Here is a 26,514-nt window from a genome sequence, read left to right on the forward strand (position 1 = left end):
AAATCTTTCGCATTATGGCGCAGTTTTGCGCGCCGTTGGCGCGCCCGCTCGCCACTCTTGACGCAGGATTTCGCCATGATTCGTACGCCCCTGGCCACCGCCAGTCTGCTGGCCATCGCCATCGCTCTTGCCGGCTGCGACAGCAAGGACAAGCAAACCACCACCGCTGCCCAGACCCCAGCCCCGGCTGCATCCGCCCCGGCGGCCCCAGCTGCGGTGCCCACGGCCTCCGGGACATTGGACGAAGCGGCTGCCAAGGCCGTGGTCGCCCATTACGCCGACATCGTGCACGCCACCTTCGAAGACGCGCTGAGCACTGCCCAGACGCTGCAGAAAGCCGTGGACGCCTTCCTCGCTGCGCCCAGTGACGCTACGCTCAAGGCCGCCCGCGACGCGTGGGTAGCCTCCCGTCCGGCCTATCTGCAGACCGAGACCTTTCGCTTCGGCAACACCCTGATCGACGATTGGGAAGGCCAGGTCAACGCCTGGCCGCTGGACGAAGGCCTGATCGACTACACCGACAAGAGTTACGAGCACGCTCTGGGCAACCCCGGCGCAACCGCCAACATCATCGCCAACAAGGAAATCCAGGTCGGTGAAGACAAGGTCGACGTCAGCGAAATCACTCCCGAGAAGCTCGCCAGCCTGAACGAACTGGGCGGCTCGGAAGCCAACGTCGCCACTGGCTACCACGCCATCGAATTCCTGCTCTGGGGCCAGGATCTCAACGGTACCGGCCCTGGCGCCGGCAACCGCCCTGCCTCCGACTACCTGGACGGCGCAGGCGCCACCGGCGGCCACAACGATCGCCGGCGCGCCTACCTCAAGGCTGTCACCGACCTGCTGGTCAGCGACCTCGAAGAGATGCTCGCCAACTGGAAGCCCAACGTGGCCGACAACTACCGCGCCACGCTGGTCGGTGAACCGGTCGACAGCGGCCTGCGCAAGATGCTTTTCGGCATGGGCAGCCTGTCGCTCGGCGAACTGGCCGGCGAACGCATGAAGGTCGCACTCGAAGCCAACTCGCCGGAAGACGAGCACGACTGCTTCAGCGACAACACGCACAATTCCGCGTTCTACAATGCCAAGGGCATCCGCAACGTGTACCTGGGCGAGTACACCCGTACCGACGGCACCAAGCTGACCGGCGCCAGCCTGTCCTCACTGGTGGCCAAGGCCGACCCGGCTGCCGATACCGCGCTCAAGGCCGATCTGGCCGACACCGAAGCGAAGATGCAGGCCATCGTCGACCGCGCCAACAAGGGCGAGCACTTCGACCAGCTGATCAGCGCCGACAACGCCGCCGGCCAGCAGGTGGTGCGCGATGCCATCGCCGCCCTGGTCAAGCAGACCGGCGCAATCGAACAGGCCGCCGGCAAACTGGGCATCACCGATCTGAACCCGGACACTGCCGATCACGAGTTCTGATTCAACCGGGGCTGCACTGGAGAAGGCTACGCCGACACCAGTTGCAGCCCCGCGCGTCGGCCGAACATCCGCTTCCTTCAGCACAGCTTTTCACCCATGCGCCCATCCCTGCTCCGTATCGTCTTCCTGCTCCTGGCCTGCGGCCTGGTCGGGTGCGACGACGCCCCGCGTTTCACCCAGGCAGAGCCGGGCGAAGCACAGAGCGCAGGCCAGGCCACCGTGCGCAAATTCGATGTCAACGCCTACTCCATGCCCTCGGCCAACCTGTCGCCGCTCCGGCGCCTGGACTTCAGCGTGGGCAACAGTTTCTTCCGCAGCCCCTGGGTCATCGCACCGTCTACCACCACGGCGCGTGACGGCCTGGGGCCGCTGTTCAATACCAATGCCTGCCAGAACTGCCACATCAAGGATGGCCGTGGCCATCCGCCCGAAGACAACGCACTCAGCGCTGTCTCCATGCTGGTTCGGCTATCGCTGCCCGACAGCCCGCACTACCTGCGCGAGATCGAACGCCTGGGCGTGGTGCCCGAGCCTGTCTATGGCACGCAATTGCAGGACATGGCCATCCCCGGCCATGTGTCCGAAGGCAAGGTGAGGGTCACCTATCAAAGCATGCCGGTGCGCTTCAAGGACGGCACTCTGGTCGAGCTGCGTCAGCCGCAGTTGCAGATCAGCCAGCTGGGCTACGGTGCGCTGCATCCCGACACGCGTTTCTCTGCGCGGGTTGCACCACCGATGATCGGCCTGGGCCTGCTCGAGGCCATCAGCGAAACGGACATCCTCGCCAATGCCCGCAACCAGGCCGACAGCGCCGGGCCGATCAAGGGTCGGCCCAACCAGGTATGGGACGACGCCCAGGGCCGCAGCGTGCCTGGCCGCTTCGGCTGGAAAGCCGGACAGCCCAATCTGAATCAGCAGAATGTCCACGCCTTTTCCGGCGACATGGGGCTGACCACCTCGCTGCGTCCCTTCGATGACTGTACGGCGGCGCAAACCGAATGTCGTCGAGCGGTCAACGGCAATGGCCCGGGCGGCGAACCTGAAGTCAGTGATAACATTCTGCGCCTGGTGCTGTTCTACACCCGCAACCTGGGTGTGCCTGCGCGTCGCGACGTCGACTCGCCGCAGGTACTGGCCGGCAAGAATCTGTTCTATCAGGCCGGCTGCCAGGGTTGCCATGTGGCGCAATACACCACGGCCAGCGACGCGGCGGAGCCCGAATTGCGCAGCCAGGTGATTCGCCCCTACACCGACCTGCTGCTGCACGACATGGGCCCCGGCCTGGCCGACGGGCGCAGCGAGTTCAAGGCCGGCGCACAGGACTGGCGGACGCCGCCGCTGTGGGGCATCGGCCTGAGCGAAACGGTCAGCGGGCATAGCCAGTTTCTCCACGACGGTCGCGCGCGCAACCTGCTCGAAGCCGTGCTGTGGCATGGCGGCGAAGCTGAAGCAGCCAGGCGACAGGTATTGCAATTCGACGCCCAGCAGCGCGCTGCCCTGCTGGCGTTCTTGAACTCTCTCTAGATGAACACACGTTTCAGGAGCCTACATGTTCCGTCCCAAGCTGCTCTTCACCGGCCTCGCCGCCCTGGCACTGGGTGCCTGCTCGCCGCAAGACCGGCAAGCCGTTACCAGTGCGGCCATCGCCAAGCAGGTCATCCTGCCGACGTATAGCCGCTGGGTCGAGGCTGATCGGCAACTGGCTGCCAGCGCCCTGGCGTTCTGCCAGGGCACGCAGCCACTGGATGCCGCGCGCGCCGACTTTCTCAAGGCACAAAGAGCCTGGGCCGAGCTGCAACCGTTGCTGATCGGCCCTCTGGCCGAGGGCAACAAAGCCTGGTCGGTGCAGTTCTGGCCGGACAAGAAGAACCTGGTCGGCCGTCAGGTCGAGCAGTTGGCCAATGCCGAGCAACCCATCGACGCACAGGGTCTGGCCAAGGCCAGTGTGGTGGTGCAGGGGCTGTCGGCCTACGAGTACATCCTGTTCGACAGCAAGCCGGAAATTGCCGACGCCGCGCAGAAAGCGCGTTACTGCCCACTGCTCAGCGCCATTGGCGAACGCCAGAAAGCGCTGGCCGAAGAAATCCTCGCCAGCTGGAACAGCGCCGACGGCATGCTTGCGCAGATGACCAAGTTTCCCAACCAGCGCTATGCCGACTCCCACGAAGCCATTGCCGACGTGCTGCGTGCTCAGGTCACCGCACTCGACACCTTGAAGAAAAAGCTCGGCGCGCCCATGGGCCGCCTCAGCAAGGGTATTGCCCAGCCCTACCAGGCCGAGGCCTGGCGCAGCGCGCAATCGATGCACAGCGTGCGGGCAAGCCTGGCGGCCGCGCAGACCGTCTGGGTCGGCGTCGACGGCAAGGGTCTGCGCGGCCTGTTGCCCAGCGAGCAGAAACCGCTGGCCGACAAGATCGACGCCGCCTACGCCGCGTCCATGAAATTGCTCGACGGCAACACCCGCAACCTCGGCGAACTGCTCGGCGACGATGCCGGCAAACAGTTCCTCAACACCCTCTACGACAGCCTCAACGTGGTCCACCGCCTGCACGAAGGCGAACTGGCCCGCGCCCTGAACATCCAGCTGGGCTTCAATGCCAACGACGGTGACTGACGATGATTGCACGCTCGGCGCAGAAGCTGACCCACGTACTGCTCAAGGCGCTGACCCTGGGCAGCTGGACGCTGGCCCGGCATCCGCAGCGCGAATCGTTGCTGTTGTCTGCCCGCGATGATGCCGATGGCGGCCATTACGCCGTGGGTTATCGGCTGGACGGCCGTGAAGTGTTCGCCACGCAGGTAGGCCAACGCTGCCATGACATCGTCGCGCACCCAACGCTGCCCGTGGCGCTGTTCGTGGCTCGCCGTCCCGGCACCGAAAGCTACCTGATCGATCTACGCGACGGCGTGTTGCTGCAGACCTTGGTATCCCAGGCCGACCGGCACTTCTACGGCCACGCAGTGGTGCACAAGGACGGTGAGTGGCTGTACGCCACCGAGAACGACACCACCGATCCAGGCCGTGGCGTGCTGGGGGTCTACCGCTTCGTCGACGCCCGCCTGGTGCACAGTGGCGAACTGTCCACCCATGGCATCGGCCCACACCAGGTTTCCTGGATGCCGGACGGAGAAACCCTGGTAGTGGCCAACGGCGGTATTCGTACCGAAGCCGAAAGCCGGATCGAGATGAATCTGGATGCCATGCAGCCGAGCCTGGTGATGATGCAGCGCGATGGCACCCTGCTGAGCAAGGAGTGCCTGGAGCAGCCGATGAACAGCGTGCGGCACCTGGCCATTGGCAGCGACGATACCGTCTTCGCCTGCCAGCAATTCATGGGGCCCACCCATGAAAGCGCACCGCTGTTGGCAGTCAAGCGTCCCGGCCAGCCCTTCGAGGCCTTTCCCGTGTCAGTGGCGCAATTGCAATCCATGGGGCACTACACGGCCAGCGTTGCGGTGCACAGCGAACTGAGACTGGTGGCGCTGACTGCGCCAAGGGCCAACCGTTTCTTCATCTGGGACATGGACAGCGGTGCAGTCAGGCATGACGGCACCTTGCCCGATTGCGCGGGCGTGGGGGCAGTGGACGACGGTTTCGTGGTGACCTCGGGGCAAGGCCGTTGCCGACATTACGACTGCCGCGCTGCGCAACTGGTGGGCACACCGCTGCAATTGCCGTCGGGGCTTTGGGACAACCACCTGTACCTGGCTTGAGCCAATGCGAGGTGAGCCAGTGGACTGGCTCGAAAATTCAGCCTTGGGTGCGCACGCCTTGGCTCAGGCCCAGCATGAACAGGATGAAGTCCTTGTCCGGGGTCACTGCGATGTGCGCTTTCTGCGACCGCGGCAACGGGCAATTGCCCTCGCCGTGGGCGGTACTGACAATGGCCGAGCGAGGTTGTTCCCACGCCGCCGCTGCCGCAGTGGCCACCCCCAGGGCTGCCACCAGAAACAAACCTCGTGCCATTTCTAGTTTCATCATGCTAAACCTTTGATGGAGCTGCCGAATGCCGCTTCATAAAGGTAGATCAACTTCTGCCAGTCTGGCGCACTGAACGACGAATGGCGACGCAGCTGTTTCATGTCGTGGGAGGCAGCTTGCTGGGCGGTCATGCGTTGGCGGCACTTCTCCAGATCCAGCAGTGCTACCTCACCGCGTGCATTGCTGCCCTCGCCTGTCACGCGCACGAACACATGCTTGATATAGATGCAACTGTGCTGCCAGCGTCCGCGGTGCATGCGCGCCAGATTGGTCGCCAGGCTCTGCAGAATCTGCTCGTGGACCGCTTCGCCATGGCGTTCGCGACCCCCGCCCTGCAGCCAGTGCTCGTACTCCTCGAAACCGTCCAGTGAACGGGTCACCAGCAGTGCGCGCCACTGGTTGTTCTCGTCGCGCTGGGTGCCGCAGAAAATCATCTTCGGCACATTGACGTCGAGCTGGTAGAGCGCGGTCAACGCATCACGTTCGCGCAGCACCGTGGGACGACCGAACGGGTGCAGCCAGCTGCGGTAGATATGCCCGACCTGACGCTTGACGTAGATCATCTGCCCGTCGGCCGCGAACAGGCGTTGCACGCCGCTTTCGCCGCCGCGCCTGACATTGGGCTCTTCCACCCAGGCACCCTGCTGCTGCCAGTAGTGATCGAAGCCGGCATCCCCACTCGCCGCACCTGCCGTCATGCCCTCAACCGCCATCCTGCTTACCCCTTACGTAGAACGTATACTCGCCACATGGCGTACATCGGCAAAAAATCCAGGCGTTCCTGGATACGGAAGCCGGCCTGGATGAACTCCGCTTCAACCGTTGCCGCCGGCAACACGAAGCGGTTCTGATACCCATCCTGCTCGTTGTGCAGGCGTCGACGCTGCTCGGCCCGCTCACGCTTCCAGGCCTTGAAGTTGCCATCGACCCACAGCGACAACACCACGCTGTCACGCGTCACCCGATGAAACTGCCTGAGAATCGTCATGCGGTGCTCGGCTTCACCGATGTGGTGCAGCAACCGCATGCAGAAAATGCTGTCTACCGAATTGTCCGGCAGGGCGACATCGAATGCCGAGGTCTGCAGCGGTTGCACCCGTCCCACGATGTGCGCCGGCTGTGAAGCGCAGGCGGTTTCCACCATGGCCGCCGAGTTGTCCGCACCGATGATCACCCGGTTCTGCTTCTCTGCCAGGAGCGGCCAGAAACGACCGGCGCCGCACGGCAGGTCCAGCACCAATCCGGGTTCGCCGACCAGGGCCAGGGCCTTGCGGGCCAGTTGTTCGTCGCGCCTGTGCGACATGCGTCGAGCAAAACTGTTGCGATGTTTGTCGAAGTACTTCTGCGCGTGGGCGCGATCGTACTTATCGGAAAATTCCAGCTTCACGGGATCGGACATGGGCACGCCTCCAGGACAGTGGCGCACACCTTATTCATCCAACCGTCATGGCTAGGTCATGTCATTGTGAAAAATTTGTCAGAAATTTCCGAGGTGATACAGGATATTTCCTACAATAATTGCCCCTGGGGTGCGACGCAAGCATCACGCCATGGGTTGCTTGCCAAGGCCGAGCTCAACGGTGAAGCGACAGCCATGAGGCTCGACAGGCTCCAGACGGACCTGCCAACCCTGGTCCTCGCAGATCCGCTGGACCAACGACAACCCCAGTCCCAGCCCTTCTCCGCGTTTCTCGGGGCCACGCACGAACGGCTGGAACATGGCCTCGCGCTGGGCCTCGGGAATCCCCACACCGCTGTCTTCCACATGGAAGCTGCTCGCTCCCAGCGTCAGACGAATGAAGCCCTGATCGGTGTAGTGCAGGGCATTGCGCAGCAGGTTGCCCATCACGGCGTGTAGAAAGGTACCGTTGTAGGTCTGCGCCAAGGGCGCGCCAGCGACGAACTCAAGCGTCAGGCCTTTCTTTTCGATGGCTGGCCGCCACTGGGTCAGCAGCGCTTCGGCCACCTGCCCCAAAGTGGCCGGAGTGACTCGGCCGCTGTCGTCACGTTGGGCACGCGCCAGCATCAGGAAGGTCTGCACCAGGTCACGCATGTCTTCGCAGGCTCGGGCGATGCGCAGCACCTGTGCACGCGAGCGTTCCGGCAGCGCCGGATTTTCCAGCAGCAGCTCACAGGAGCTGGCCAGCACCATCAACGGCGTGCGCAGTTCATGGCTCACGTCGCTGGTGAACAGCCGCTCGCGGGTCAAGGCATCGCGCAGGCGGCCAAGGGTGGCATCGAAGGCCACGGCCAGCTCGCCAACTTCGTCGGCCGTGTAGTCCGGTGCCAGTGGCGGCGCCAGGCCGAGGATCTGGTCACGATGGCGCACCTGACGGGCCAAGCGCACCACAGGCGCCATGACCTTGCGTGCCAGAACCCAGCCAAGAAAGATCGCCAGGGCCAGGCTGAGCACGAAGCCCACCAGCACCACGGCGAACAGCACCCGTTCGCGCTCCTCAAAATCGCTCTGATCCTGCAGCAAGGCGTAACGACGACCGTCGACTATTTCGACCATCGCGTGGTAGGACAGGTTGCCGCGAAACACTTCGTGGAAGCCACGTGGCAGATGCCTTACGTCGGCAGTCAGCTCGAAGTCGCCCGGACCGTCGTCGTAGTAGAACAGCTGATCGGGTTCGGGGCGATGGCTCCAATCGGCAGCGTTGTCCATCAGCAACAGGCGCTGCAGATCGCCGCCCAGGCCTGCGGATATCAACCGCTCTTCCACCAGGTGCACGGTGGCCACGATACCGACCGCGAACGCTCCGGCGACCAAGGCACTCATCAAGGCAAACGCGATGATGATGCGTTGCGCAAGGCTCTGCTTAAACTCCATCACGGCCTTCGGCAAGACGGTAACCGACGCCGTGCACGGTATGCAGCAAAGGTTTCTCGAACGGCTTGTCGATCACCTGGCGCAGCTGGTGGACGTGGCTGCGCAGGCTGTCGCTGTCGGGGCAGTCGTCGCCCCACAAGGCTTCTTCGAGCACTTCGCGGCGCAGCACGTGGGGGCTCTTCTGCATCAGCACGGCGAGCAGTTTGAGGCCTACCGGGTTGAGCTTGAGCAGACGGCCTTCGCGGGTGACTTCGAGGGTGTCGAGGTCGTAGATCAGATCGCCCACCTGCAGCGAGCGACGACCGCCGCCCTGAGCGCGGCGCAGGACCGCTTCGATGCGTGCCGCCAGTTCCGACAGGGCGAACGGCTTGAGAAGGTAGTCGTCGGCACCGGAACGAAAGCCCTGCAGGCGATCGTCCAGTTGGTCGCGGGCGGTGAGCATGATCACCGGTGTATCGCGTCGGGCGTCTTCGCGCAGGCGCTTGCACAGCGTATAGCCGTCGATGCCCGGGAGCATGATGTCGAGCACGATGAGGTCGTAGTGCTCGGTCGCCGCCAGGTGCAGTCCGGACAGGCCGTCCTGGGCGCAGTCGACGGTGTAGCCCTTCATACCCAGGTAATCGGCCAGGTTGGCCAGGATGTCGCGGTTGTCTTCAACCAGTAGGATTCGCATGGGCAGGTCTCCGTGTGCTGCTGTCGCCCCGGCGGGGCTCGCGCAGCTTATAGGCTGGGCAGGCATAAAAAAACCCCGGCCATCGCTGGCCGGGGTTTTTCTTACCTGAAGACAGGTAGAGCGCAGGGCTCGCTTACATCATGCCGCCCATGCCACCCATGCCACCCATGTCTGGCATACCGCCGCCAGCCGAGCCTTCGGCTTTCGGCTTGTCGGCAATGGCTGCTTCGGTAGTCAGGATCAGGCCACCGATGGAAGCGGCTGCCTGCAATGCCGAACGGGTCACCTTGGTAGGATCCAGGATGCCCATTTCGATCATGTCGCCGTAGACGCCAGTTGCAGCGTTGTAACCGTAGTTACCTTGGCCGTTCTTGACTTCGTTGACCACGACGCTTGGCTCGTCGCCGGAGTTGGCAGCGATCTGGCGCAGCGGTGCTTCGACTGCGCGACGCAGCACAGCGATGCCTACGTTCTGGTCGGCGTTGTCGCCGGTCAGGTTGGTCAGCGCTTCCAGAGCACGGATCAGCGCTACGCCACCGCCAGGTACCACGCCTTCTTCGACGGCTGCACGGGTTGCGTGCAGGGCGTCTTCAACGCGGGCTTTCTTCTCTTTCATTTCAACTTCGGAGCCAGCGCCAACCTTGATCACTGCAACGCCGCCGGACAGCTTGGCCAGACGCTCCTGCAGTTTTTCACGGTCGTAGTCCGAGGAAGTTTCGGCAACCTGGGCACGGATCTGGTTGATACGGGACTGGATGTCGCCTTCAACGCCAGCACCGTCGACGATGATGGTGTTTTCCTTGGAAATGGTCACGCGCTTGGCGCTACCCAGGTTTTCCAGGGTGGCACTTTCCAGGCTCAGGCCGATCTCTTCGGAGATGACGGTACCGCCAGTCAATACGGCGATGTCCTGCAGCATGGACTTGCGACGGTCACCGAAGCCCGGCGCCTTGACGGCGGCGACTTTGACGATACCGCGCATGTTGTTCACGACCAGAGTCGCCAGGGCTTCGCCTTCGACGTCTTCGGAAACGATCAGCAGCGGGCGGCCCGCCTTGGCAACAGCTTCCAGCACCGGCAGCATTTCGCGGATGTTGGAGATTTTCTTGTCGACCAGCAGGATCAGCGGGCTGTCCAGCTCGGCGACCATGGTTTCAGGCTTGTTGACGAAGTACGGGGACAGGTAGCCACGGTCGAACTGCATGCCTTCTACAACCGACAGTTCGTTTTCCAGGCCGCTGCCTTCTTCAACGGTGATCACGCCTTCTTTACCGACTTTTTCCATGGCTTCGGCAATGATGTCGCCGATGGAGCTGTCGGAGTTGGCGGAGATAGTACCCACCTGAGCGATGGCCTTGGTATCAGCGCATGGCTTGGACAGGTTCTTCAGCTCTGCAACGACGGCGATGGTCGCCTTGTCGATGCCGCGCTTGAGGTCCATCGGGTTCATGCCGGCAGCGACGGCCTTGTAGCCTTCGTTGACGATGGCCTGGGCCAGAACGGTAGCGGTAGTGGTGCCGTCGCCTGCGTCATCGTTGGCACGGGAGGCAACGTCTTTGACCAGCTGCGCGCCCATGTTTTCGAAACGGTCTTCGAGCTCGATTTCCTTGGCAACGGAAACGCCGTCCTTGGTGATGGTCGGAGCGCCGAAGCTCTTCTCGATGATCACGTTACGGCCTTTCGGGCCCAGGGTCGCTTTTACCGCGTCAGCCAGGACGTTGACACCAGTCAGCATTTTCTTGCGGGCGGAGTCGCCGAATTTAACTTCTTTAGCAGCCATGATCGATTTCCTTGAATACTGGGTAGTAACGGGAGTTCAGTGGTTTCAGCCTTCGACGACGGCGAGGATCTCGCTCTCGCTCATCACCAGCAGGTCTTCACCGTCGACCTTGACGGTGTTGCTGCCCGAGTAAGGCCCGAATACCACCTTGTCACCCACTTTGACGGCCAGCGCACGCACTTCGCCGCTATCCAGGATCTTGCCGGTGCCCACTGCGACGATTTCGCCACGGTTGGGTTTTTCAGCGGCCGAACCTGGCAGAACGATACCGCCAGCGGTTTTGGACTCTTCTTCGCTGCGACGGATAACGACGCGGTCATGCAGAGGACGAAGCTTCATTGTCGATCTCTCCTAATTATGGTTTTCATCGGCCGGCGTGTACCGGCGGTGTGGATCTTCCGGCGTAACCGGTCGCGTCTTGCACCGCAAGACGCGGGAACATGTGTGGCGCAAATGCCACAAACCTTGCGGTGACCCATACATGAGGTCGGCGCGGGCGATTACAAGGGCTGGGGCGAAAAAATTTGCAGGCGAACCTGCAAAAGAAACGGCGCCCGAGGGCGCCGTCGAGACGTTGCAGCAGGTTTTCAGCGGTCCGGACGCGGCGTGTCGCGACCGACCACTTCGCCTTCGATCACCTCGCCTTCGATGACGTGAGCACGGTACGCCTGAGCCGGGCCACCCGGTGGCGGCATGTCGTCGGCGAACGCGCGCTGGCGCATGGCCTGCGCCTGGGCACGCTCGCGCACCTTGCGAATCAGGAAGTGCCGAGTGAAGGGCAGCAGGCACAGCACGGCCAGCAAATCGCTGATGAAGCCGGGCACGATCAGCAGCACGCCGCCGACCGCGGTGACCAGGCCATTGAACATCTGCTCGGCGGGCAACTCGCCACGCTGCAGGCTGGCCCGGGTACGCAGGACCGTGGCCAGCCCGGCGACGCGCATGACCAGCACACCCAATGCCGAGCCGGCAATGATCAGCAGCAGCGCGGGAAAGAACCCGATCGCGGTGCTCACCTTGAAGAAGACATACAGTTCCAGCACGGGGAACAACAGGAACAGCAATAGAAAAGCGCGCATCAAATGGTTTCCTCTACGGAAGAATGCCTTCCAGTAGACCCTAGATGACGTCAATAAATCGTTAATTCAAGGAGGTGAACAATCGGTCGCTTCGTCCATCCCCGCGAAACCCGCGCCAGGCGGGCCTCACGGACATGTATCGGCGTATTGCAATGTTACCAGGCGACACCGAAACCTGCGGTGTAGCGGGTGGTGTCGAGGTCCGCGCCGCTGGTGCCGCTGACCAGGTCCTTCTCGGCCTTGAGGTTCAGCGACGCCCATTCGGTGACCTTGTAGCGCAGCCCCATTTCGGCATCCAGACTGTAGTCGGCGACGTTGCCGATTGGCTTGCCGAGTTCGCCACGGGTGAAGAACTCGACCGTCTTGCCGATCAGGTAGCGGTTGTAGTCCCACTTCATGGCCAGCGAATAGAAGTTGTCCTTGTCGCCGTCGGCATACTGGTAGTCGGTGCGGTTGATCAAGCCGCCAAGGGAGAAAGCACCCAGCTCGTCGTCCCAGAACTGGTAGCCCGGACCGGTACCCACGGTGCGCTGACGCTCCAGGTCCTCGATCTTGTCACGCTTGTAGTCCACCCGGCCCTGCCAGAACCACTGATCGGTGAGGAAGCGGTCGAGGGAGTATTCGAGGTCGAAGTTGTCGGTGGTGACGATGCTGTCCTGGGACTCGCGGTTGTACTCGCCAGAGCCGATGTGACGCCACTTGCCGTGCCTGGCGGTGGTCTTGAAGGCGACGTTGTAGTCGTCGGTATCGGTTTCGGCGCGCTTGTAGTCCAGGCCCAGGTCGACATTGCCCTTGATCTGCAGATCAGTCACTACAGGCTTGGGCTTGATGATCTGCTGGATGCTGGCCAGCTCGACGGTCTTGGGCGCGTCACCGTTCTGCAGGATGACCTTGCCGTCCTCGGCGGCCTTGAACGACTTGGTTTTCTCGCCGATATAGTCATCCTGCTTGACCAGCAATTCCTGGTCGCTTTCCATGGTCTTGATCTGTTTCCAGTCCAGAGGAATCGAACCGCCGTATTCAGTCTTCACCATCAACTTGCCACCGTCGAACACGGTAATCTTGCCGGAGATACGGTCGCCGTTCTTCAACCAGACAGTATCGGCAAACGTCACGGTGGAGGTGGAAGCCAAGGCAAGGCACAGCAGGGTTCTAGGCAACATAGGCGGATTCTGGGTGCTCTGAAGTGTAGGAAATGCGGCATTATTCGGTAGGATAAGATCCGAGCAAGGACAGACCCCCAGATGACAGACGAGTTCAATTCTCAACTGCAAAATACCCCGGACGATGCTGCGACCGTTCGCCGCACGGCGCTGTACACCGTGCTGGCCCAGGTCCCGGAGGGCAAAGTGGTGACCTATGGGCAGCTGGCCGAACTGGCCATGCTCGGGCGCGCAGCCCGTTGGGTCGGGCGCACGCTGAGTCAACTGCCGGACGGTACCCGCCTGCCCTGGCACCGCGTGGTCGCCGCCGGTGGGCGGCTGAGCCTCGCGGCAGGCACGTGCAGCGGGGCCGAACAACGCGCACGCCTGCGGGGCGAAGGCGTGCTGATCATGAAGAATCGCGTGGATATGGCACGCCATGGCTGGCGTCCGGAGCAGGCATGCGGTTAGAGTGCGCGCTTTGTTTCGCAAACTGAGGCAGATTCCAGCCCATGCCCCGTAAAACCTGGCGCGCCGCGCTCGCCGCTTATGCCAGCCCTTCCACCGTTGTGCTTCTGCTGCTCGGTTTCGCTGCCGGCCTGCCGTACATGCTGGTGTTTTCAACCCTTTCGGTGTGGTTGCGTGAAGCGGGCGTCGCCCGTGAAACCATCGGTTATGCCAGCCTCATCGGCCTGGCCTATGCCTTCAAATGGGTATGGTCGCCGCTGCTCGACCAGTGGCGGCTGCCGCTGCTCGGAAAGCTGGGTCGGCGTCGCTCCTGGCTGGTGCTGGCCCAGGCACTGGTGATTCTCGGCCTGGTGGGCATGAGTTTCTGCGATCCGCAGAAGCATCTGTCGTGGTTGATCGCAATTGCCGTGGTGGTCGCGTTCGCCTCGGCCACTCAGGACATCGCGGTAGACGCCTACCGCCTGGAAATCGCCGAGGACCAGCGTCAGGCCGCCCTCGCCGCCAGCTACATGGCCGGCTACCGCGTGGCCGCGCTGCTGGCCACCGCCGGTGCACTGTATTTCGCCGAAGGCTTCGGTTCCACCGGGTTCGCCTATCTGCACCAGGCCTGGGCCAATACCTACCTGCTGTTCGGTGTTCTGATGGTGCCGGCGCTGATCACAACCCTGATCATGCGCGAACCCTCGGTAGCGCTGCGCACGCAATTGTCGGCAGCGCGCTACGGCTTCAGCCACCAACTGATGTCGGTGTTCGTACTGATCGTGCTGCTGGTGTCGGTACCGGCGATGTTCACCCAGTTGTACAACACCGATTTTGCCAGCGTACTGTTCGGCACGCAGAGCCTGATCGACCTGCTGCTCGAGGACCGGGCATTTCTGCGTGCGCTGCTCTATATCATTCTGACTGCGCTGTGCCTGTCTTCGGTCGGTCGCCGCGGGTTGGCACCTGTGCTCACGCCGATCAACGACTTCATCCTGCGCTACCGCTGGCAGGCATTGTTGTTGCTGGGCCTGATCGCGACCTACAGGATGTCCGATACAGTGATGGGTGTCATGGCCAACGTCTTCTACATCGACCAGGGCTTCACCAAGGACCAGATCGCCAGCGTCAGCAAGATCTTCGGCCTGATCATGACCCTGCTCGGCGCCGGCTTCGGCGGTCTGCTGATCGTGCGCTTCGGCATCCTGCCCATCCTCTTCATCGGTGGCATCACCTCGGCGGGGACCAACCTGCTGTTCCTGATGCTGGCCGACATGGGGCCCAATCTGCAGATGCTGGTGCTGACCATCTCGCTGGACAACTTCAGTTCCGGGCTGGCCACCTCGGCCTTCGTCGCTTACCTGTCGAGCCTGACCAACCTCAAGTTCTCGGCAACCCAATACGCCCTGCTGAGTTCGATCATGCTCTTGCTGCCGCGCCTGATCGGGGGCTACTCAGGGGTCATGGTCGAAAAGTTCGGCTACCACAACTTCTTCCTCATCACTGCCCTGCTCGGTGTGCCGACCCTGCTGCTGATCGCCCTGCACTGGAAGCAGGAGAACGCGCGCATCGCGCGCGACGGACCCGACGAAGAAGACGCCTGACAAAAAAAGCCCCGGCCATGATGACCGGGGCTTTTTCGTTGCAGGCTGCGAACCTACTTGGCTTCGCCTTCCTGCATCACCCGAATCACGCGCTGCGGGAACGGAATGTCGATGCCTTCGGCACGCAAGCGATCGCGGATCTCGCCGTTGAGCATATTGGTCACCCCGCCGAAGTCGCCGGTGTTGACCCAGGCCCGCAGGGACACGGTGATCGAGCTGTCGCCCAACGCCGCCACGACGGCCTCGGGTGCCGGGGTCTGCAACACGCGTGGGTCCTTGGCCAGGTCCAGCAGGATCTCGCGGGCCTTTTGCAGATCGGCGTCGTAGTCCACGCCGATATCGAAGGTGATCTTGCGCGTAGGCTGACGGTTGGTGTTGGTGATGATGCCGTTGGACAGGTTGCCGTTGGGCAGGATCACCGTGCGGTTGTCGCCGGTACGCAATACGGTATGGAAGATCTGGATGGAGTCGACCGTGCCGCTGACGCCCTGTGCTTCGATCCAGTCGCCGATGCGAAAGGGCCGGAACAGCAGAATCAGCACGCCGCCGGCGAAGTTCGCCAGGCTGCCTTGCAGGGCCAGGCCGATGGCCAGGGTCGCACCACCGATGGCAGCAACGAACGAGGTCGTCTCGATGCCGATCATCGAGGCCACGCTGACCATCAGCAGGATCTTGAGAATGATGTTGGCTATCGTGCCGATGAAGTTCTGCAGCGCCAGATCGATGTGACGCAGGGCCAGCAGTTTCTGCAGGTTGGCAGTGACTCGGTTGATCAGCCACCAACCCACGCACAGCACCACCAAAGCGAGGATCACCTTGCTGCCGTACTGCATGACCATCGGAATCCAGGCCTGCGAGGCCTGGACCAGATGATTGACTTCCGCGTTCAAATCCATGGGGTTCTCCTACCACCTTCGTTCAAGCTTCGTTCAAGAAAAGCGTGCGGCAACCTGGAAAGACCGAGGCTGGCGCACCGGCCCCGTGGCCTGTAAGGCCTCGGCCAACCCGGCGCCAGAGGCTCCCGCCGCACTGATGCTCCGACGCCGGTCGTCTGGCAAGGTTCAGCCCGGCCCGCCGTTCTTCATCAATCGCGAAAGTTGTTGAACTGCAGCGGCATGCCGAATTCCTTCGCGCGCAGGGCAGCGATTGCCTCCTGCAAGTCATCACGCTTCTTGCCGGTGATGCGCACCTGCTCACCCTGGATGGCGGCCTGCACCTTGAGCTTGGCATCCTTGACGTGAGCGACGATCTTCTTCGCCAGTTCTTTCTCGATCCCTTCGCGCAGGACCGCTTCCTGTTTCATTTCCTTGCCTGAGGCGTAGGCATCCTTGACCTCGAGGCATTGCACGTCGATCTTGCGCTTGACCAGTGTCAGCTTGAGAATCTCGATCATGGCTTCCAGCTGGTACTCGGCTTCGGCGGTCAGGGTGACCGTCAGCTCCTTGAATGCGAAACTGCCTTTTCCCTTGAGATCGTAACGGCGATCCAGCTCCTTGATGGCGTTGTCGACCGCGTTGGTGACTTCGTGCTTGTCCAACTCGGACACTACGTCGAACGAGGGCATGTGTTTCCTCCAGAATTGATCGGCGGCTCGTTGAAAGAAGGAGCACGCCTGGCTTGACGATTGAAATGCCCGCTCATTATAAGGGAGCCGGCAACGTGAAATGCCACCCCACCGCTTGAATTCAGGCGTGGGTCATCACTTTCCACACGAGCCTGACATGCGCCACCTCCCCTTTAGTAATGCGCCTGCCGACGAACCTGCGCGGGTCGTCGCAGAACCATCGGCAGCCGGATCCTGGCATGTGCTGGGCGCGGGTAGCTTGGGTACGTTGTGGGCGTGCCGCCTGGCCCGCGCGGGCTTGCCGGTGCACCTGCTGCTGCGCAATGCCGCACGCCTGCAGGCCTACCGCGAAGCCGGCGGCTTGCGCTTGATCGAAGACGGCCAGGCCAGCCTTCACTGCCTGCCGGCCACAGACGTGGCCGCCGACGGCCCGATCGCCCGCCTGTTGCTGGCGTGCAAGGCCTACGATGCGCAAGCGGCCATTGCCAGTGTCGCCGCGCGGCTGGCACCCGGCGCCGAAGTGATCCTTCTGCAGAATGGCATGGGCAGTCAGCAGGCGGTGGCCGAAATGCTGCCGCAGGCGCGTTGCATCTATGCCTCGAGCACCGAGGGCGCGTATCGGCCCGCTGATTTCCAGGCGGTTTTCGCTGGGCAGGGCTTTACCTGGCTGGGCGATGCCGGCCCAGTGGGACTTGCCGAACCCACAGCCTTGCTTGCCGATCTGGAGCGTGCCGGCATCGCTCATCAATGGACAGCCAATGTCCATTCGCGCCTGTGGCGCAAGTTGGCGCTCAATTGCGCAATCAATCCGCTGACCGTGCTGTACGGCTGCCGCAATGGCGGGCTGGCGGATCATCACGACGAAGTGGCGACCCTCTGCGCCGAGCTGGCACGGCTGCTGGGCGCCTGTGGGCAGGCGGACGCGGCACTGGGCCTGCACCAGGAGGTACAAAGGGTCATCCAGGCGACCGCTGCCAATTACTCTTCGATGTACCAGGACGTCGAACAGGGTCGCCGCACCGAGATCGACTATCTGCTGGGCTACGCCTGCCAAGCCGCGCTGGAGCGGCACTGCGAGGTGCCACATCTGCAAGCGCTGCAGGCGCGACTGGTGCGGGCCTTGAACAAACCCTGAGACCGCACCCTTCGCGGCCACGGACCGCTCCCACATAAGCCCGCGGTACCCCGTGGGAGCGGTCATCGGCCGCGAACCAGGCGCCGCGGTGAATCAGGCATACCGCAGCGCGCCCTTCGCGGCCACGGACCGCTCCTACATAGGCCCGCGGTACCCCGTGGGAGCGGTCATCGGCCGCGAACCAGGCGCCGCGGTGAATCAGGCATACCGCAGCGCGCCCTTCGCGGCCACGGACCGCTCCTACGGTGGGGCGCACGATCTCCGTAGGAGCGGTCATCGGCCGCGAACCAGGCGCCGCGGTGAATCAGGCATACCGCAGCGCGCCTTTCGCGGCCACGGACCGCTCCCACATAAGCCCGCGGTACCCCGTAGGAGCGGTCATCGGCCGCGAAACAGGCGCCGCGGTGAATCAGGCATACCGCAGCGCGCCTTTCGCGGCCACGGACCGCTCCCACATAGGCCCGCGGTACCCCGTAGGAGCGGTCATCGGCCGCGAAACAAGCGCTGCGGTGAATCAGGCATACCGCAGCGCGCCCTTCGCGGCCACGGACCGCTCCCACATAGGCCCGCGGTACCCCGTGGGAGCGGTCATCGGCCGCGAAACAGGCGCCGCGTTGTGTCCGGCGAACCGCGGGATTTGCAAGGCAGGTTTGCTACACTGACGCTCTGCCCTGTCGTGGAAGCGATCCCCCCAATGCCCTTGCGCCAGAGACTTGAAAACCTGCCGGTTGGCCAGAAACTGCTGGCCGCCCTGCTGGTGCTGTTGACCACGGTGCTGCTGGTCGCCAATCTCACGTTCATCAGTGCCGCCTACTGGATTTCCCAGGAGAGCATGGCGCCCCAGGCCCTGCAGACCATCGGCCGACTGCTGGCCAACCCTGGCCTTGCGCAGCGGGCAGTACGCTCGCCGCAGGACGCCGAAGCGCTGCTCGAAGAGCTCAACAGCTATTCGCCGCTGCGCGCCGCCGCCATCTACGACGCCCAGGGCGAGCGTCTGGCCCAGCTGCAGCACGGCGACCGGCTGAAGATGCCAGCCCGCTTCGCCAGCATCGAAGCCTGGCGCTCCACTGAATTCCGCAGCACCCAGTTGGTGCCTCTCCCCGATGCCGGCCATCTGCTGCTGGTGGCCAGCAGCGAATTGCCCGTGGCGTTTTACACCGGCACCCTGACTGCCAGCCTCGGCATTCTGGTGTTCAGCGTGCTGTTGTGGATGATCATCGCGCGGCAGATCAAACGCCTGATCACCCAGCCCATCTACCGCTTGGAAGAGCTGTCGCGTCAGGTCACCCGCGAAGAAAACTACGCCCTGCGTGCCGGGCGCGGCAATCACGACGAGATCGGCAGCCTGGCGGAGGCCTTCAACACCATGCTCTCGCGCATCGAGGCTCGCGAACAGCAACTCAAGCGTGCCCGCGACGAGTCCCAGGCCGCCTATGACCAGGCCCAGGGGCTGGCCGAAGAAACTCGCCACACCAACCGCAAGCTCGAACTCGAAGTCCAGGTGCGCAGCAAGATCGAAAAGAAGCTCACCGGTTTTCAGAATTACCTCAACAGCATCATCGACTCCATGCCTTCGGCACTCATTGCCCTGGACGAGCAGCTGTACGTCACCCAATGGAACCAGGAAGCCAGCGCACTTTCCGGAACGCCGCTGGACGAGGCGCTCAATCAACCGATCTTCCTCGCATTCGCCCCGCTCAAACCGTTCCTGCCGCAGCTCAAGACCACGGTCGAACAGCACACGGTGGCCAAGATCGAACGGGTCACCTGGATCAAGGACGACACCCCACATCATTACGCGCTGACCTTCTATCCGCTGATGGGCGGTGCCGGTCGCGGCGTGGTGATCCGCATCGACGACATCACCCAGCGCCTGTCCCTGGAAGAGATGATGGTGCAGTCGGAAAAGATGCTCTCGGTGGGGGGACTGGCCGCCGGCATGGCCCACGAAATCAACAACCCCTTGGGCGCGATTCTGCACAACGTGCAGAACGTCAGGCGCCGCCTGTCGGCAGACCTGTCGAAGAACCTCGAACAGGCCAGCGACGCCGGTGTCGATCTGGCAGCGGTGAACGCCTACTTGCAAGGGCGGGAAATCCCGCAGCTGCTCGACGGCATTCAACAGGCCGGTGCACGGGCCGCGAAGATCGTCACCCACATGCTCAGCTTCAGCCGCCGCAGCACCCGGGAAATGGCACCGTGCGACCTGCCCGCCCTGATCGACCAGGCGGTGGAGATCGCCGGCAACGACTTTGATCTGGCGATCGGTTTCGACTTCAAGGGGCAAAACATCGTGCGCCAGTTCGACCCCGCGCTGGGGCCGGTACCGGGCACCGCCAACGAGCTGGAGCAAGTGCTGCTCAACCTGCTGAAAAACGCGGCGCAGGCCATTCATCAGCGCAACGACGAGCACGAGCCGGGACGCATCATCCTGCGCACACGGCTGAGCCCGCCGTGGGCGGAAATCCAGGTCGAGGACAACGGCGTAGGCATGCCCGAAAGCGTGCGCAAGCGTACGTTCGAGCCCTTCTTCACCACCAAGGAAATCGGCCAGGGCACCGGCTTGGGCCTGTCGGTGTCCTACTTCATCATCACCAACAATCACAAGGGCCAGATGGAAGTGCAATCCAGCCCTGGCCAGGGCACCTGCTTCACCCTGCGCCTGCCGTTGGCCGGCAACCCGCTGCCCCTCACCACCACGGAGATATGAGCATGGGCTTTCGCCTGACGAAGATTTACACGCGCACCGGCGACCAGGGCGAAACCGGGCTTGGCGATGGACGTCGGGTACCCAAGGACCACCCGCGCGTGGAGGCCATCGGTGAAGTGGACACCTTGAACAGTCAGTTGGGCGTGCTGCTGGCGGGACTGACGGAGGATGCTCGCCTGAACGAGGTGAGTGAGGTGCTTGCGCCCTGCCAGCATCGGCTGTTCGATCTGGGTGGCGAGTTGGCCATGCCCGCGTACCAGGCACTCGATGCTGGCGAAGTGGAGCGCCTGGAAACGGCCATCGATACCTGGAACGACGAAGTCGGCGCGCTGGAGAATTTCATCCTGCCAGGCGGTTCGATGCTGATCGCCCAGGCCCATGTGTGCCGTAGCCTGGCGCGTAGTGCCGAACGTCGCTGTCAGCAGCTCAATGCCGTGGAGCCGTTGTCGGTGGTGAGCCTGGCGTACATCAATCGGCTTTCGGATCTGCTGTTCGTGGCGGCGCGGATCATCGCTCGACGTCAGGCTATTGCCGAGATCCTTTGGCAGCCTGCCAAGCCGTGAGAATGGCGCAGGCCGCAGGTTGCCAGTACCGCGTCAGGCAATGGATCTTGAGGGACCGCTGACGCGGCTTGCGCCGCTGCTACAGGGGCCAGGGTGGCTACAGGCTTGGCCAGAACGCGCGGATGCCTGCGACGCCCTGCGCGCCGATCTCCCAAGCCTTCGACTGATCCTGCGGACCGAGCCCGCCCAACAGGAACACCGGCTGGTTGAAACCCTCGATCAAACCATGCGCCCGATCCCATCCCAACGGCTGGGCATCGGGATGAGTAAGGGTCGGTTGCACCGGCGACAGCGTGACGAAATCCACACCCATCTGCTGCGCCAGCGCCAGCTCCTCGGCGTCGTGACAGGAGGCCGCCAGCCAACGCTCTAGCGGAAACGGCCGGCCCTTGCTGGCGTACTTGCGCAGCTGCGCAGACGTCAGGTGCCACCCGGCCGAAGGGAAATCGCCCAGCCATTCCAGCGGCCCCTTGAGCATCAACTGGGCCTTGCCTGCGCACAACCCCACGGCATCCACCGCCAGGTCGCGGTACTGCGGATCGTAGCCATTGGGTGCGCGCAGCTGCAGCAGCTTGATGCCACCGGCAATCGCCTTCTGCATCCCGCGCAACAAGGTCGGGTTATCCAGCCCATCCGGAGTGATGAGATATTCACCCGGCAGACTCGCTGCCGCGACGATGGGACGGTTGGCCGCCGGGAACTCATAGCCCGGCAGCTCGCGTGCCTTGACCCAGGCCACGGGCTGACCTTCGACGCCATGCGGCTGGCCAGTGAACTCGGTCACCTCCCACACATCCAGCAGCACCTGCTTGTCGGCATAGTCGTGATGCACCTTGATCAATGGCCGCGCCTGGCCGACCTCGATCCCCAGTTCTTCACGCAACTCCCGCGCCAGCGCTGTCTGCACTGTCTCGCCTGCCTCGACCTTGCCGCCGGGAAACTCCCACAAGCCGCCCTGGTGCTGGGCATCGGCACGCCGGGCAATCAGGATACGGTTATCTGCGCCACGGATCACCGCAGCGGCTACATGCACTCGTTTCACGCATTCTCCAGGCCGCACTGAGCTGCCAACGCCCAGGTGCACCATCGAGCACACCCGGGCCTGGCCTTCAGGTACGGTATTCGGCGTTGATCTTCACATATTCGTGGGACAGGTCGGTGGTCCAGATGGTCTCGCTGCAATCGCCGCGGCCCAGCTCGATACGAATGCCGATCTCTGCCTGTGCCATCACCGCCGAGCCCTGCTCTTCGGTGTAGGTGGTCGCACGTGCGCCACGGCTGGCAATGCACACCTCGCCCAGAAACACATCAATCTTGCTGACATCCAGTTCCGCCACGCCTGCGCGGCCGACGGCCGCCAGGATGCGGCCCCAGTTCGGATCGGAGGCGAACAATGCGGTCTTGATCAGCGGCGAGTGAGCCACGGTGTAGGCCACATCCAGGCACTCCTGGTGGTTGCCGCCGCCGTTGACCTGGACGGTGACGAACTTGGTCGCCCCTTCACCGTCGCGCACGATGGCCTGGGCCACTTCCATGCACACCTCGAAGACCGCCTGCTTCAGCGCCGCGAACAACGGGCCGCTGGCCTCGCTGATCTCTGGCAATGCTGCCTGCCCGGTAGCCACCAGCATGCAGCAGTCGTTGGTCGAAGTGTCGCCGTCGATGGTGATGCGGTTGAACGACTTGTTGGCGCCGTCGCGCAGTAGATCCTGCAGTACGTGGGGCGCGACCTTGGCGTCGGTGGCAAGGTAGCCGAGCATGGTCGCCATGTTTGGCCGGATCATGCCCGCGCCCTTGCTGATTCCGGTCACGGTGACGGTCACGCCCTCGTGCTGGAACTGGCGGCTGGCGCCTTTGGGCAAGGTATCGGTGGTCATGATGCCAGTGGCAGCCGCTGCCCAGTTGTCGACCGACAGGTCATCGAGCGCGGCCTGCAAGGCGCCCTCGATCTTTTCCACGGGCAATGGCTCGCCGATCACTCCGGTGGAAAACGGCAGCACGGCGCTGGCGTCTACCCCGGCCAATTCGGCAAGCCGCGCCGTCGTGCGCTCGGCCGCGGCCAGGCCGGGTTCACCGGTACCGGCGTTGGCATTGCCGGTGTTGGTCAGCAGGTAACGCACGTTGCCGCCCACGCGCTGCCTGGAGACGATGACCGGTGCCGCACAGAACGCATTCAGGGTGAACACGCCAGCGACGCTGGAACCCTCGGCGCAGCGCATCACCACCACGTCTTTGCGGCCGGGGCGTTTGATGCCGGCGCTGGAAATGCCCAGCTCGAAACCGGGAACCGGATGCAGCGTGGGCAATGGACCAAGACCAACAGCCATGTGAGCACTCCTTTGAAGACTGTGCGGCGTATCGTCGACGCCGCCATTGAATGGACGAACGCCGCGATAGGATCACCGAAATCCGCGGTAGGAGCGGTCAGCGGCCGCGAAAGAGACGACGCGGTATACCTGCCACACCGTGTCGTACGTTTCGCGGCCACTGACCGCTCCTACGGGGAGCCGGCGTCAGTCGCGGCGTGCTATTGCTTGAAGCAGTGTGTGGCGATCAGTCGATCTTGCCGTGGCAATGCTTGAATTTCTTGCCTGAACCACACCAGCACAGTTCGTTGCGACCCAGCTTCTGGTCATTGCGCACCGGCTCCGACACTGTAGCGGCAACGACTTCGGCACCCTCTACCAACGCTTCGGGTTGATCCAGGCCTGGAGCCGGAGCGTGTTCGAACTGCATGCGCGCAGCCAATTCCTCGGCATCGCGACGCAGACGCGCTTCTTCCTCGACCGGATCTTCGCGGCGCACCTGAACGTGGGAAAGCACACGGATGGTGTCGCGCTTGATCGAATCCAGCAGCTCCTGGAACAGGCTGAACGACTCGCGCTTGTATTCCTGCTTCGGGTTCTTCTGGGCGTAGCCGCGCAGGTGAATACCGTGACGCAGGTGATCCATGGTCGACAAGTGATCTTTCCACAGGTCGTCGAGCACACGCAGCAGAATCTGCTTCTCGAAGGTACGCAGGGCATCGGCGCTGGCCTGGTCTTCCTTCTCGGTGTAGGCCGCCAACAGCTCGGCCATGACTTTCTCGCGCAGGGTTTCTTCGTACAGCTTGTCGTCGGCGTCGAGCCACTGCTGGATCGGCAGGCTCACACCGAAATCGGTCTGCAGCGCCGCTTCCAGCCCGGCCACGTCCCACTGCTCGGGCAGCGACTGTGGCGGAATGTGCTGGGCGAATAGCTGGCCCAGCACCTCCTGGCGGAAATCGGCAATGGTGTCACCGACGTTGTCGGACGCCAGCAGACTGTTGCGCATGTGGTAGATGACCTTGCGCTGCTCGTTGGCGACGTCGTCGAACTCGAGCAGTTGCTTGCGGATATCGAAGTTGCGACCTTCGACCTTGCGCTGGGCCTTTTCGATGGCGTTGGTCACCATGCGATGTTCGATGGCTTCACCGGACTGCATGCCCAGCGCCTTCATGAAGTTCTTCACCCGGTCGGAGGCGAAGATACGCATCAGGCTGTCTTCCAGCGACAGGTAGAAACGGCTGGAGCCGGCGTCACCCTGGCGACCGGCGCGGCCACGCAGCTGGTTGTCGATGCGGCGTGATTCGTGACGCTCGGAGGCGATCACATGCAGACCACCGGATTCGAGCACCTGCTGGTGACGCTTCTGCCAGTCGGCCTTGATCTGCGCGATCTGCTCCGGCGATGGGTCCTCTAGGGAAGCCACTTCGACTTCCCAGTTGCCGCCCAGGAGAATGTCGGTACCACGGCCGGCCATGTTGGTGGCGATGGTCAGCGCACCTGGACGACCGGCCTGCGCGATGATCTCGGCTTCCTTCTCGTGGAACTTGGCGTTGAGTACCTTGTGCTCGATGCCTTCCTGGTTGAGCAGGCGCGACATGTGCTCGGAGGTTTCGATGGTTGCCGTACCCACCAGCACCGGCCGGCCCTGGGCCATGCTTTCCTTGATGTCGGTGACGATGGCAGCGTACTTCTCGTCCGCGGTCAGGTACACCAGGTCGTTGAAGTCTTTACGCGCCAGCGGCTTGTTCGGCGGGATCACCATCACGTTGAGCTGGTAGATCTGGGCGAATTCGAACGCTTCGGTGTCGGCCGTACCGGTCATGCCCGACAGCTTGTTGTACAGGCGGAAGTAGTTCTGGAACGTGGTCGAGGCGAGCGTCTGGCTTTCGGCCTGGATGTTCAGGTTTTCCTTGGCCTCGATGGCCTGGTGCAGGCCCTCGGACAGGCGACGGCCCGGCATGGTACGACCGGTGTGTTCGTCGACCAGCAGGATCTGGCCGTCCTGGACGATGTACTCGACGTTGCGGTTGAACAGCTTGTGCGCGCGCAGGCCGGCATAGACGTGGGTCAGCAGGCCCAGGTTGTGCGCCGAATAAAGGCTCTCGCCCTCGGCCAGCAGACCGGCGCGGGTGAGCATTTCCTCGATGTACTGGTGACCGGCTTCGTTGAGTTCGACCTGGCGGGTCTTCTCGTCGATGCTGTAGTGGCCTTCCTTGGTGACCTGACCCTCGACTTCCTCGATGTGCTGCTCGAGCTGCGGGATCAGACGGTTGATTTCGGTGTACAGCTTGGAGCTGTCCTCGGCCTGGCCGGAAATGATCAGCGGCGTGCGGGCTTCGTCGATGAGGATGGAGTCGACTTCGTCGATCACGGCGAAATTCAGCTCGCGCTGGAATTTCTCTTCCATGCTGAACGCCATGTTGTCGCGCAAATAGTCGAAACCGAATTCGTTGTTGGTGCCGTAGGTGATGTCGGCGGCATAGGCCAGACGCTTCTCGTCCGGCGGCGCGAACGGCGTGACCACGCCTACGGTCAGGCCCAGGTACTCGTACAGAGGACGCATCCAGTTGGCGTCGCGACGGGCCAGGTAGTCGTTGACCGTGACCACATGCACGCCCTTGCCGGACAGCGCATTGAGGTAGACGCCCAGGGTCGCCACCAGGGTCTTGCCTTCACCTGTACGCATTTCGGCGATCATGCCTTCGTGCAGGGTAAGGCCGCCGATCAGCTGGACATCGAAGTGCCGCATGCCCATGACGCGCTTGCCGGCTTCGCGGCAGACGGCGAACGCTTCTGGCAGCAACTGGTCGAGGGTCTCGCCTTTTGCCAGGCGGGCCTTGAACTCTGCGGTCTTGGCGCGCAGCTGCTCGTCCGAAAGGGCCACCATCTGCTCTTCGAAGGCATTGACGGCTTGTACCGTCTTGAGCATGCGTCGTACTTCACGCTCGTTCTTGCTTCCAAAAAGTTTCTTTAACAAAGGCGCAAACATATTGGCAGGATCTTCCACACATAGGGATGGAGGGCGGCCCCGTGAGTCGCCCGTGCAGCCCTCATGGCCGCATGCGAACGAGCATTCTACCCGGAAACGATGGAGAGGAAAGTGGCGCGATGTCCACGATGCTGGCACAGCGTTGTGACGGGGCGGTTTTACAATAAGGGCTTTTTCGCCAACTTCAACCCGCAAGGTGCAGATGTCATCCATTCGAACGTGCACAGACCCGCCGGTGTACCCACGTAAAACGGTGACGGCAAGGGATTCTGTTAAGAT

23 protein-coding genes are annotated in these 26,514 nt (G+C 63.0%); 9 read left to right on the forward strand and 14 right to left on the reverse strand.

The features are described from left to right. The first annotated feature begins 75 nt into the window (after nt 1–75). The 4 genes from IFT57_RS03835 (at nt 76) to IFT57_RS03850 (ending at nt 5,142) form a co-directional block, all read left to right on the forward strand. On the forward strand, nt 76–1,428 hold the full coding sequence (locus tag IFT57_RS03835; RefSeq protein ID WP_122800484.1) for an imelysin family protein: 1,353 nt from the start codon (nt 76–78) through the stop codon (nt 1,426–1,428). 96 nt (nt 1,429–1,524) lie between these two features. Continuing rightward, nucleotides 1,525–2,952 (forward strand): di-heme oxidoreductase family protein, encoded by a 1,428-nt coding sequence (locus tag IFT57_RS03840; RefSeq protein WP_192150585.1) that lies wholly within the window; start codon nt 1,525–1,527, stop codon nt 2,950–2,952. Between the two features lie 25 nt (nt 2,953–2,977). Then, nucleotides 2,978–4,042, forward strand: a complete 1,065-nt coding sequence (locus IFT57_RS03845; protein WP_122713395.1) for an imelysin family protein — start codon at nt 2,978–2,980, stop codon at nt 4,040–4,042. Between the two features lie 2 nt (nt 4,043–4,044). Continuing rightward, the gene (locus IFT57_RS03850) at nt 4,045–5,142 is read left to right on the forward strand and encodes a DUF1513 domain-containing protein (protein ID WP_192150587.1); all 1,098 of its coding nucleotides are present in this window, start codon (nt 4,045–4,047) and stop codon (nt 5,140–5,142) included. 37 nt (nt 5,143–5,179) lie between these two features. Here IFT57_RS03850 and IFT57_RS03855 read toward each other — a convergent pair whose 3' ends face one another. The 9 genes from IFT57_RS03855 to IFT57_RS03895 form a co-directional block, all read right to left on the reverse strand. Further along, nucleotides 5,180–5,407, reverse strand: a complete 228-nt coding sequence (locus tag IFT57_RS03855; protein ID WP_122713397.1) for a hypothetical protein — start codon at nt 5,405–5,407, stop codon at nt 5,180–5,182. Further along, nucleotides 5,407–6,123: a lipopolysaccharide kinase InaA family protein gene (locus IFT57_RS03860; RefSeq protein ID WP_122797150.1), complete on the reverse strand. Its 717-nt coding sequence runs from the start codon at nt 6,121–6,123 to the stop codon at nt 5,407–5,409. Before IFT57_RS03860 ends, IFT57_RS03855 begins: the two co-directional genes overlap by 1 nt. 5 nt (nt 6,124–6,128) lie before the next feature. Then, the gene (locus tag IFT57_RS03865; protein ID WP_122713399.1) at nt 6,129–6,809 is read right to left on the reverse strand and encodes a class I SAM-dependent methyltransferase; all 681 of its coding nucleotides are present in this window, start codon (nt 6,807–6,809) and stop codon (nt 6,129–6,131) included. Nucleotides 6,810–6,953: 144 nt separating this feature from the next. After that, the gene (locus IFT57_RS03870) at nt 6,954–8,243 is read right to left on the reverse strand and encodes a sensor histidine kinase (protein WP_122797149.1); all 1,290 of its coding nucleotides are present in this window, start codon (nt 8,241–8,243) and stop codon (nt 6,954–6,956) included. After that, nucleotides 8,233–8,916 (reverse strand): two-component system response regulator ColR, encoded by a 684-nt coding sequence (gene colR / locus IFT57_RS03875; protein ID WP_122479445.1) that lies wholly within the window; start codon nt 8,914–8,916, stop codon nt 8,233–8,235. Before colR ends, IFT57_RS03870 begins: the two co-directional genes overlap by 11 nt. Nucleotides 8,917–9,049: 133 nt before the next feature. Beyond that, nucleotides 9,050–10,696 carry a chaperonin GroEL gene (groL, locus tag IFT57_RS03880; RefSeq protein WP_122797148.1) on the reverse strand — a complete coding sequence of 549 codons (1,647 nt, stop codon included), beginning with the start codon at nt 10,694–10,696 and terminating at the stop codon, nt 9,050–9,052. Nucleotides 10,697–10,741: 45 nt separating this feature from the next. After that, nucleotides 10,742–11,035, reverse strand: a complete 294-nt coding sequence (locus IFT57_RS03885; RefSeq protein ID WP_122713401.1) for a co-chaperone GroES — start codon at nt 11,033–11,035, stop codon at nt 10,742–10,744. A 248-nt stretch (nt 11,036–11,283) separates the two neighbouring features. After that, on the reverse strand, nt 11,284–11,775 hold the full coding sequence (locus IFT57_RS03890; RefSeq protein ID WP_192150589.1) for an FxsA family protein: 492 nt from the start codon (nt 11,773–11,775) through the stop codon (nt 11,284–11,286). A 155-nt stretch (nt 11,776–11,930) separates the two neighbouring features. After that, on the reverse strand, nt 11,931–12,938 hold the full coding sequence (locus tag IFT57_RS03895; protein ID WP_192050703.1) for a DUF481 domain-containing protein: 1,008 nt from the start codon (nt 12,936–12,938) through the stop codon (nt 11,931–11,933). An 81-nt stretch (nt 12,939–13,019) separates the two neighbouring features. Between IFT57_RS03895 and IFT57_RS03900 the strand changes: the two genes are divergently transcribed. Then, nucleotides 13,020–13,388 (forward strand): MGMT family protein, encoded by a 369-nt coding sequence (locus IFT57_RS03900; RefSeq protein WP_192050701.1) that lies wholly within the window; start codon nt 13,020–13,022, stop codon nt 13,386–13,388. A 41-nt stretch (nt 13,389–13,429) separates the two neighbouring features. Continuing rightward, entirely contained in the window at nt 13,430–14,968 is a 1,539-nt protein-coding gene (locus tag IFT57_RS03905; RefSeq protein WP_192150591.1) for an AmpG family muropeptide MFS transporter, read from the forward strand. Nucleotides 14,969–15,021: 53 nt separating this feature from the next. Here IFT57_RS03905 and IFT57_RS03910 read toward each other — a convergent pair whose 3' ends face one another. Both IFT57_RS03910 and IFT57_RS03915 read right to left on the reverse strand, forming a co-directional pair. Further along, nucleotides 15,022–15,864 (reverse strand): mechanosensitive ion channel family protein, encoded by an 843-nt coding sequence (locus tag IFT57_RS03910; RefSeq protein ID WP_122713406.1) that lies wholly within the window; start codon nt 15,862–15,864, stop codon nt 15,022–15,024. A gap of 188 nt (nt 15,865–16,052) precedes the next feature. Continuing rightward, nucleotides 16,053–16,532: a YajQ family cyclic di-GMP-binding protein gene (locus IFT57_RS03915; protein WP_192150593.1), complete on the reverse strand. Its 480-nt coding sequence runs from the start codon at nt 16,530–16,532 to the stop codon at nt 16,053–16,055. Nucleotides 16,533–16,689: 157 nt separating this feature from the next. On the opposite strand from IFT57_RS03915, the gene IFT57_RS03920 reads away from it, so the two are divergent. The 3 genes from IFT57_RS03920 to IFT57_RS03930 all read left to right on the forward strand — a co-directional run bounded on the left by IFT57_RS03920 (nt 16,690) and on the right by IFT57_RS03930 (nt 20,940). Next, nucleotides 16,690–17,667 (forward strand): putative 2-dehydropantoate 2-reductase, encoded by a 978-nt coding sequence (locus IFT57_RS03920; protein ID WP_192150595.1) that lies wholly within the window; start codon nt 16,690–16,692, stop codon nt 17,665–17,667. A 694-nt stretch (nt 17,668–18,361) separates the two neighbouring features. Beyond that, nucleotides 18,362–20,377 carry an ATP-binding protein gene (locus IFT57_RS03925; protein WP_192150601.1) on the forward strand — a complete coding sequence of 672 codons (2,016 nt, stop codon included), beginning with the start codon at nt 18,362–18,364 and terminating at the stop codon, nt 20,375–20,377. A 2-nt stretch (nt 20,378–20,379) separates the two neighbouring features. Further along, on the forward strand, nt 20,380–20,940 hold the full coding sequence (locus tag IFT57_RS03930; protein WP_122713409.1) for a cob(I)yrinic acid a,c-diamide adenosyltransferase: 561 nt from the start codon (nt 20,380–20,382) through the stop codon (nt 20,938–20,940). Nucleotides 20,941–21,037: 97 nt separating this feature from the next. On the opposite strand, the gene IFT57_RS03935 is transcribed toward IFT57_RS03930, so the two are convergent. The 3 genes from IFT57_RS03935 to secA form a co-directional block, all read right to left on the reverse strand. Beyond that, nucleotides 21,038–21,982, reverse strand: a complete 945-nt coding sequence (locus tag IFT57_RS03935; protein ID WP_192150603.1) for a Nudix family hydrolase — start codon at nt 21,980–21,982, stop codon at nt 21,038–21,040. 67 nt (nt 21,983–22,049) lie between these two features. Next, nucleotides 22,050–23,267 (reverse strand): bifunctional glutamate N-acetyltransferase/amino-acid acetyltransferase ArgJ, encoded by a 1,218-nt coding sequence (argJ, locus tag IFT57_RS03940; RefSeq protein WP_192150605.1) that lies wholly within the window; start codon nt 23,265–23,267, stop codon nt 22,050–22,052. A 226-nt stretch (nt 23,268–23,493) separates the two neighbouring features. After that, nucleotides 23,494–26,235 carry a preprotein translocase subunit SecA gene (gene secA / locus IFT57_RS03945; RefSeq protein WP_122713412.1) on the reverse strand — a complete coding sequence of 914 codons (2,742 nt, stop codon included), beginning with the start codon at nt 26,233–26,235 and terminating at the stop codon, nt 23,494–23,496. Between the last annotated feature and the right edge of the window lie 279 nt (nt 26,236–26,514).

It is taken from the genome of Pseudomonas sp. CFBP 13719, from assembly GCF_014842095.1.
Lineage (GTDB): Bacteria > Pseudomonadota > Gammaproteobacteria > Pseudomonadales > Pseudomonadaceae > Aquipseudomonas.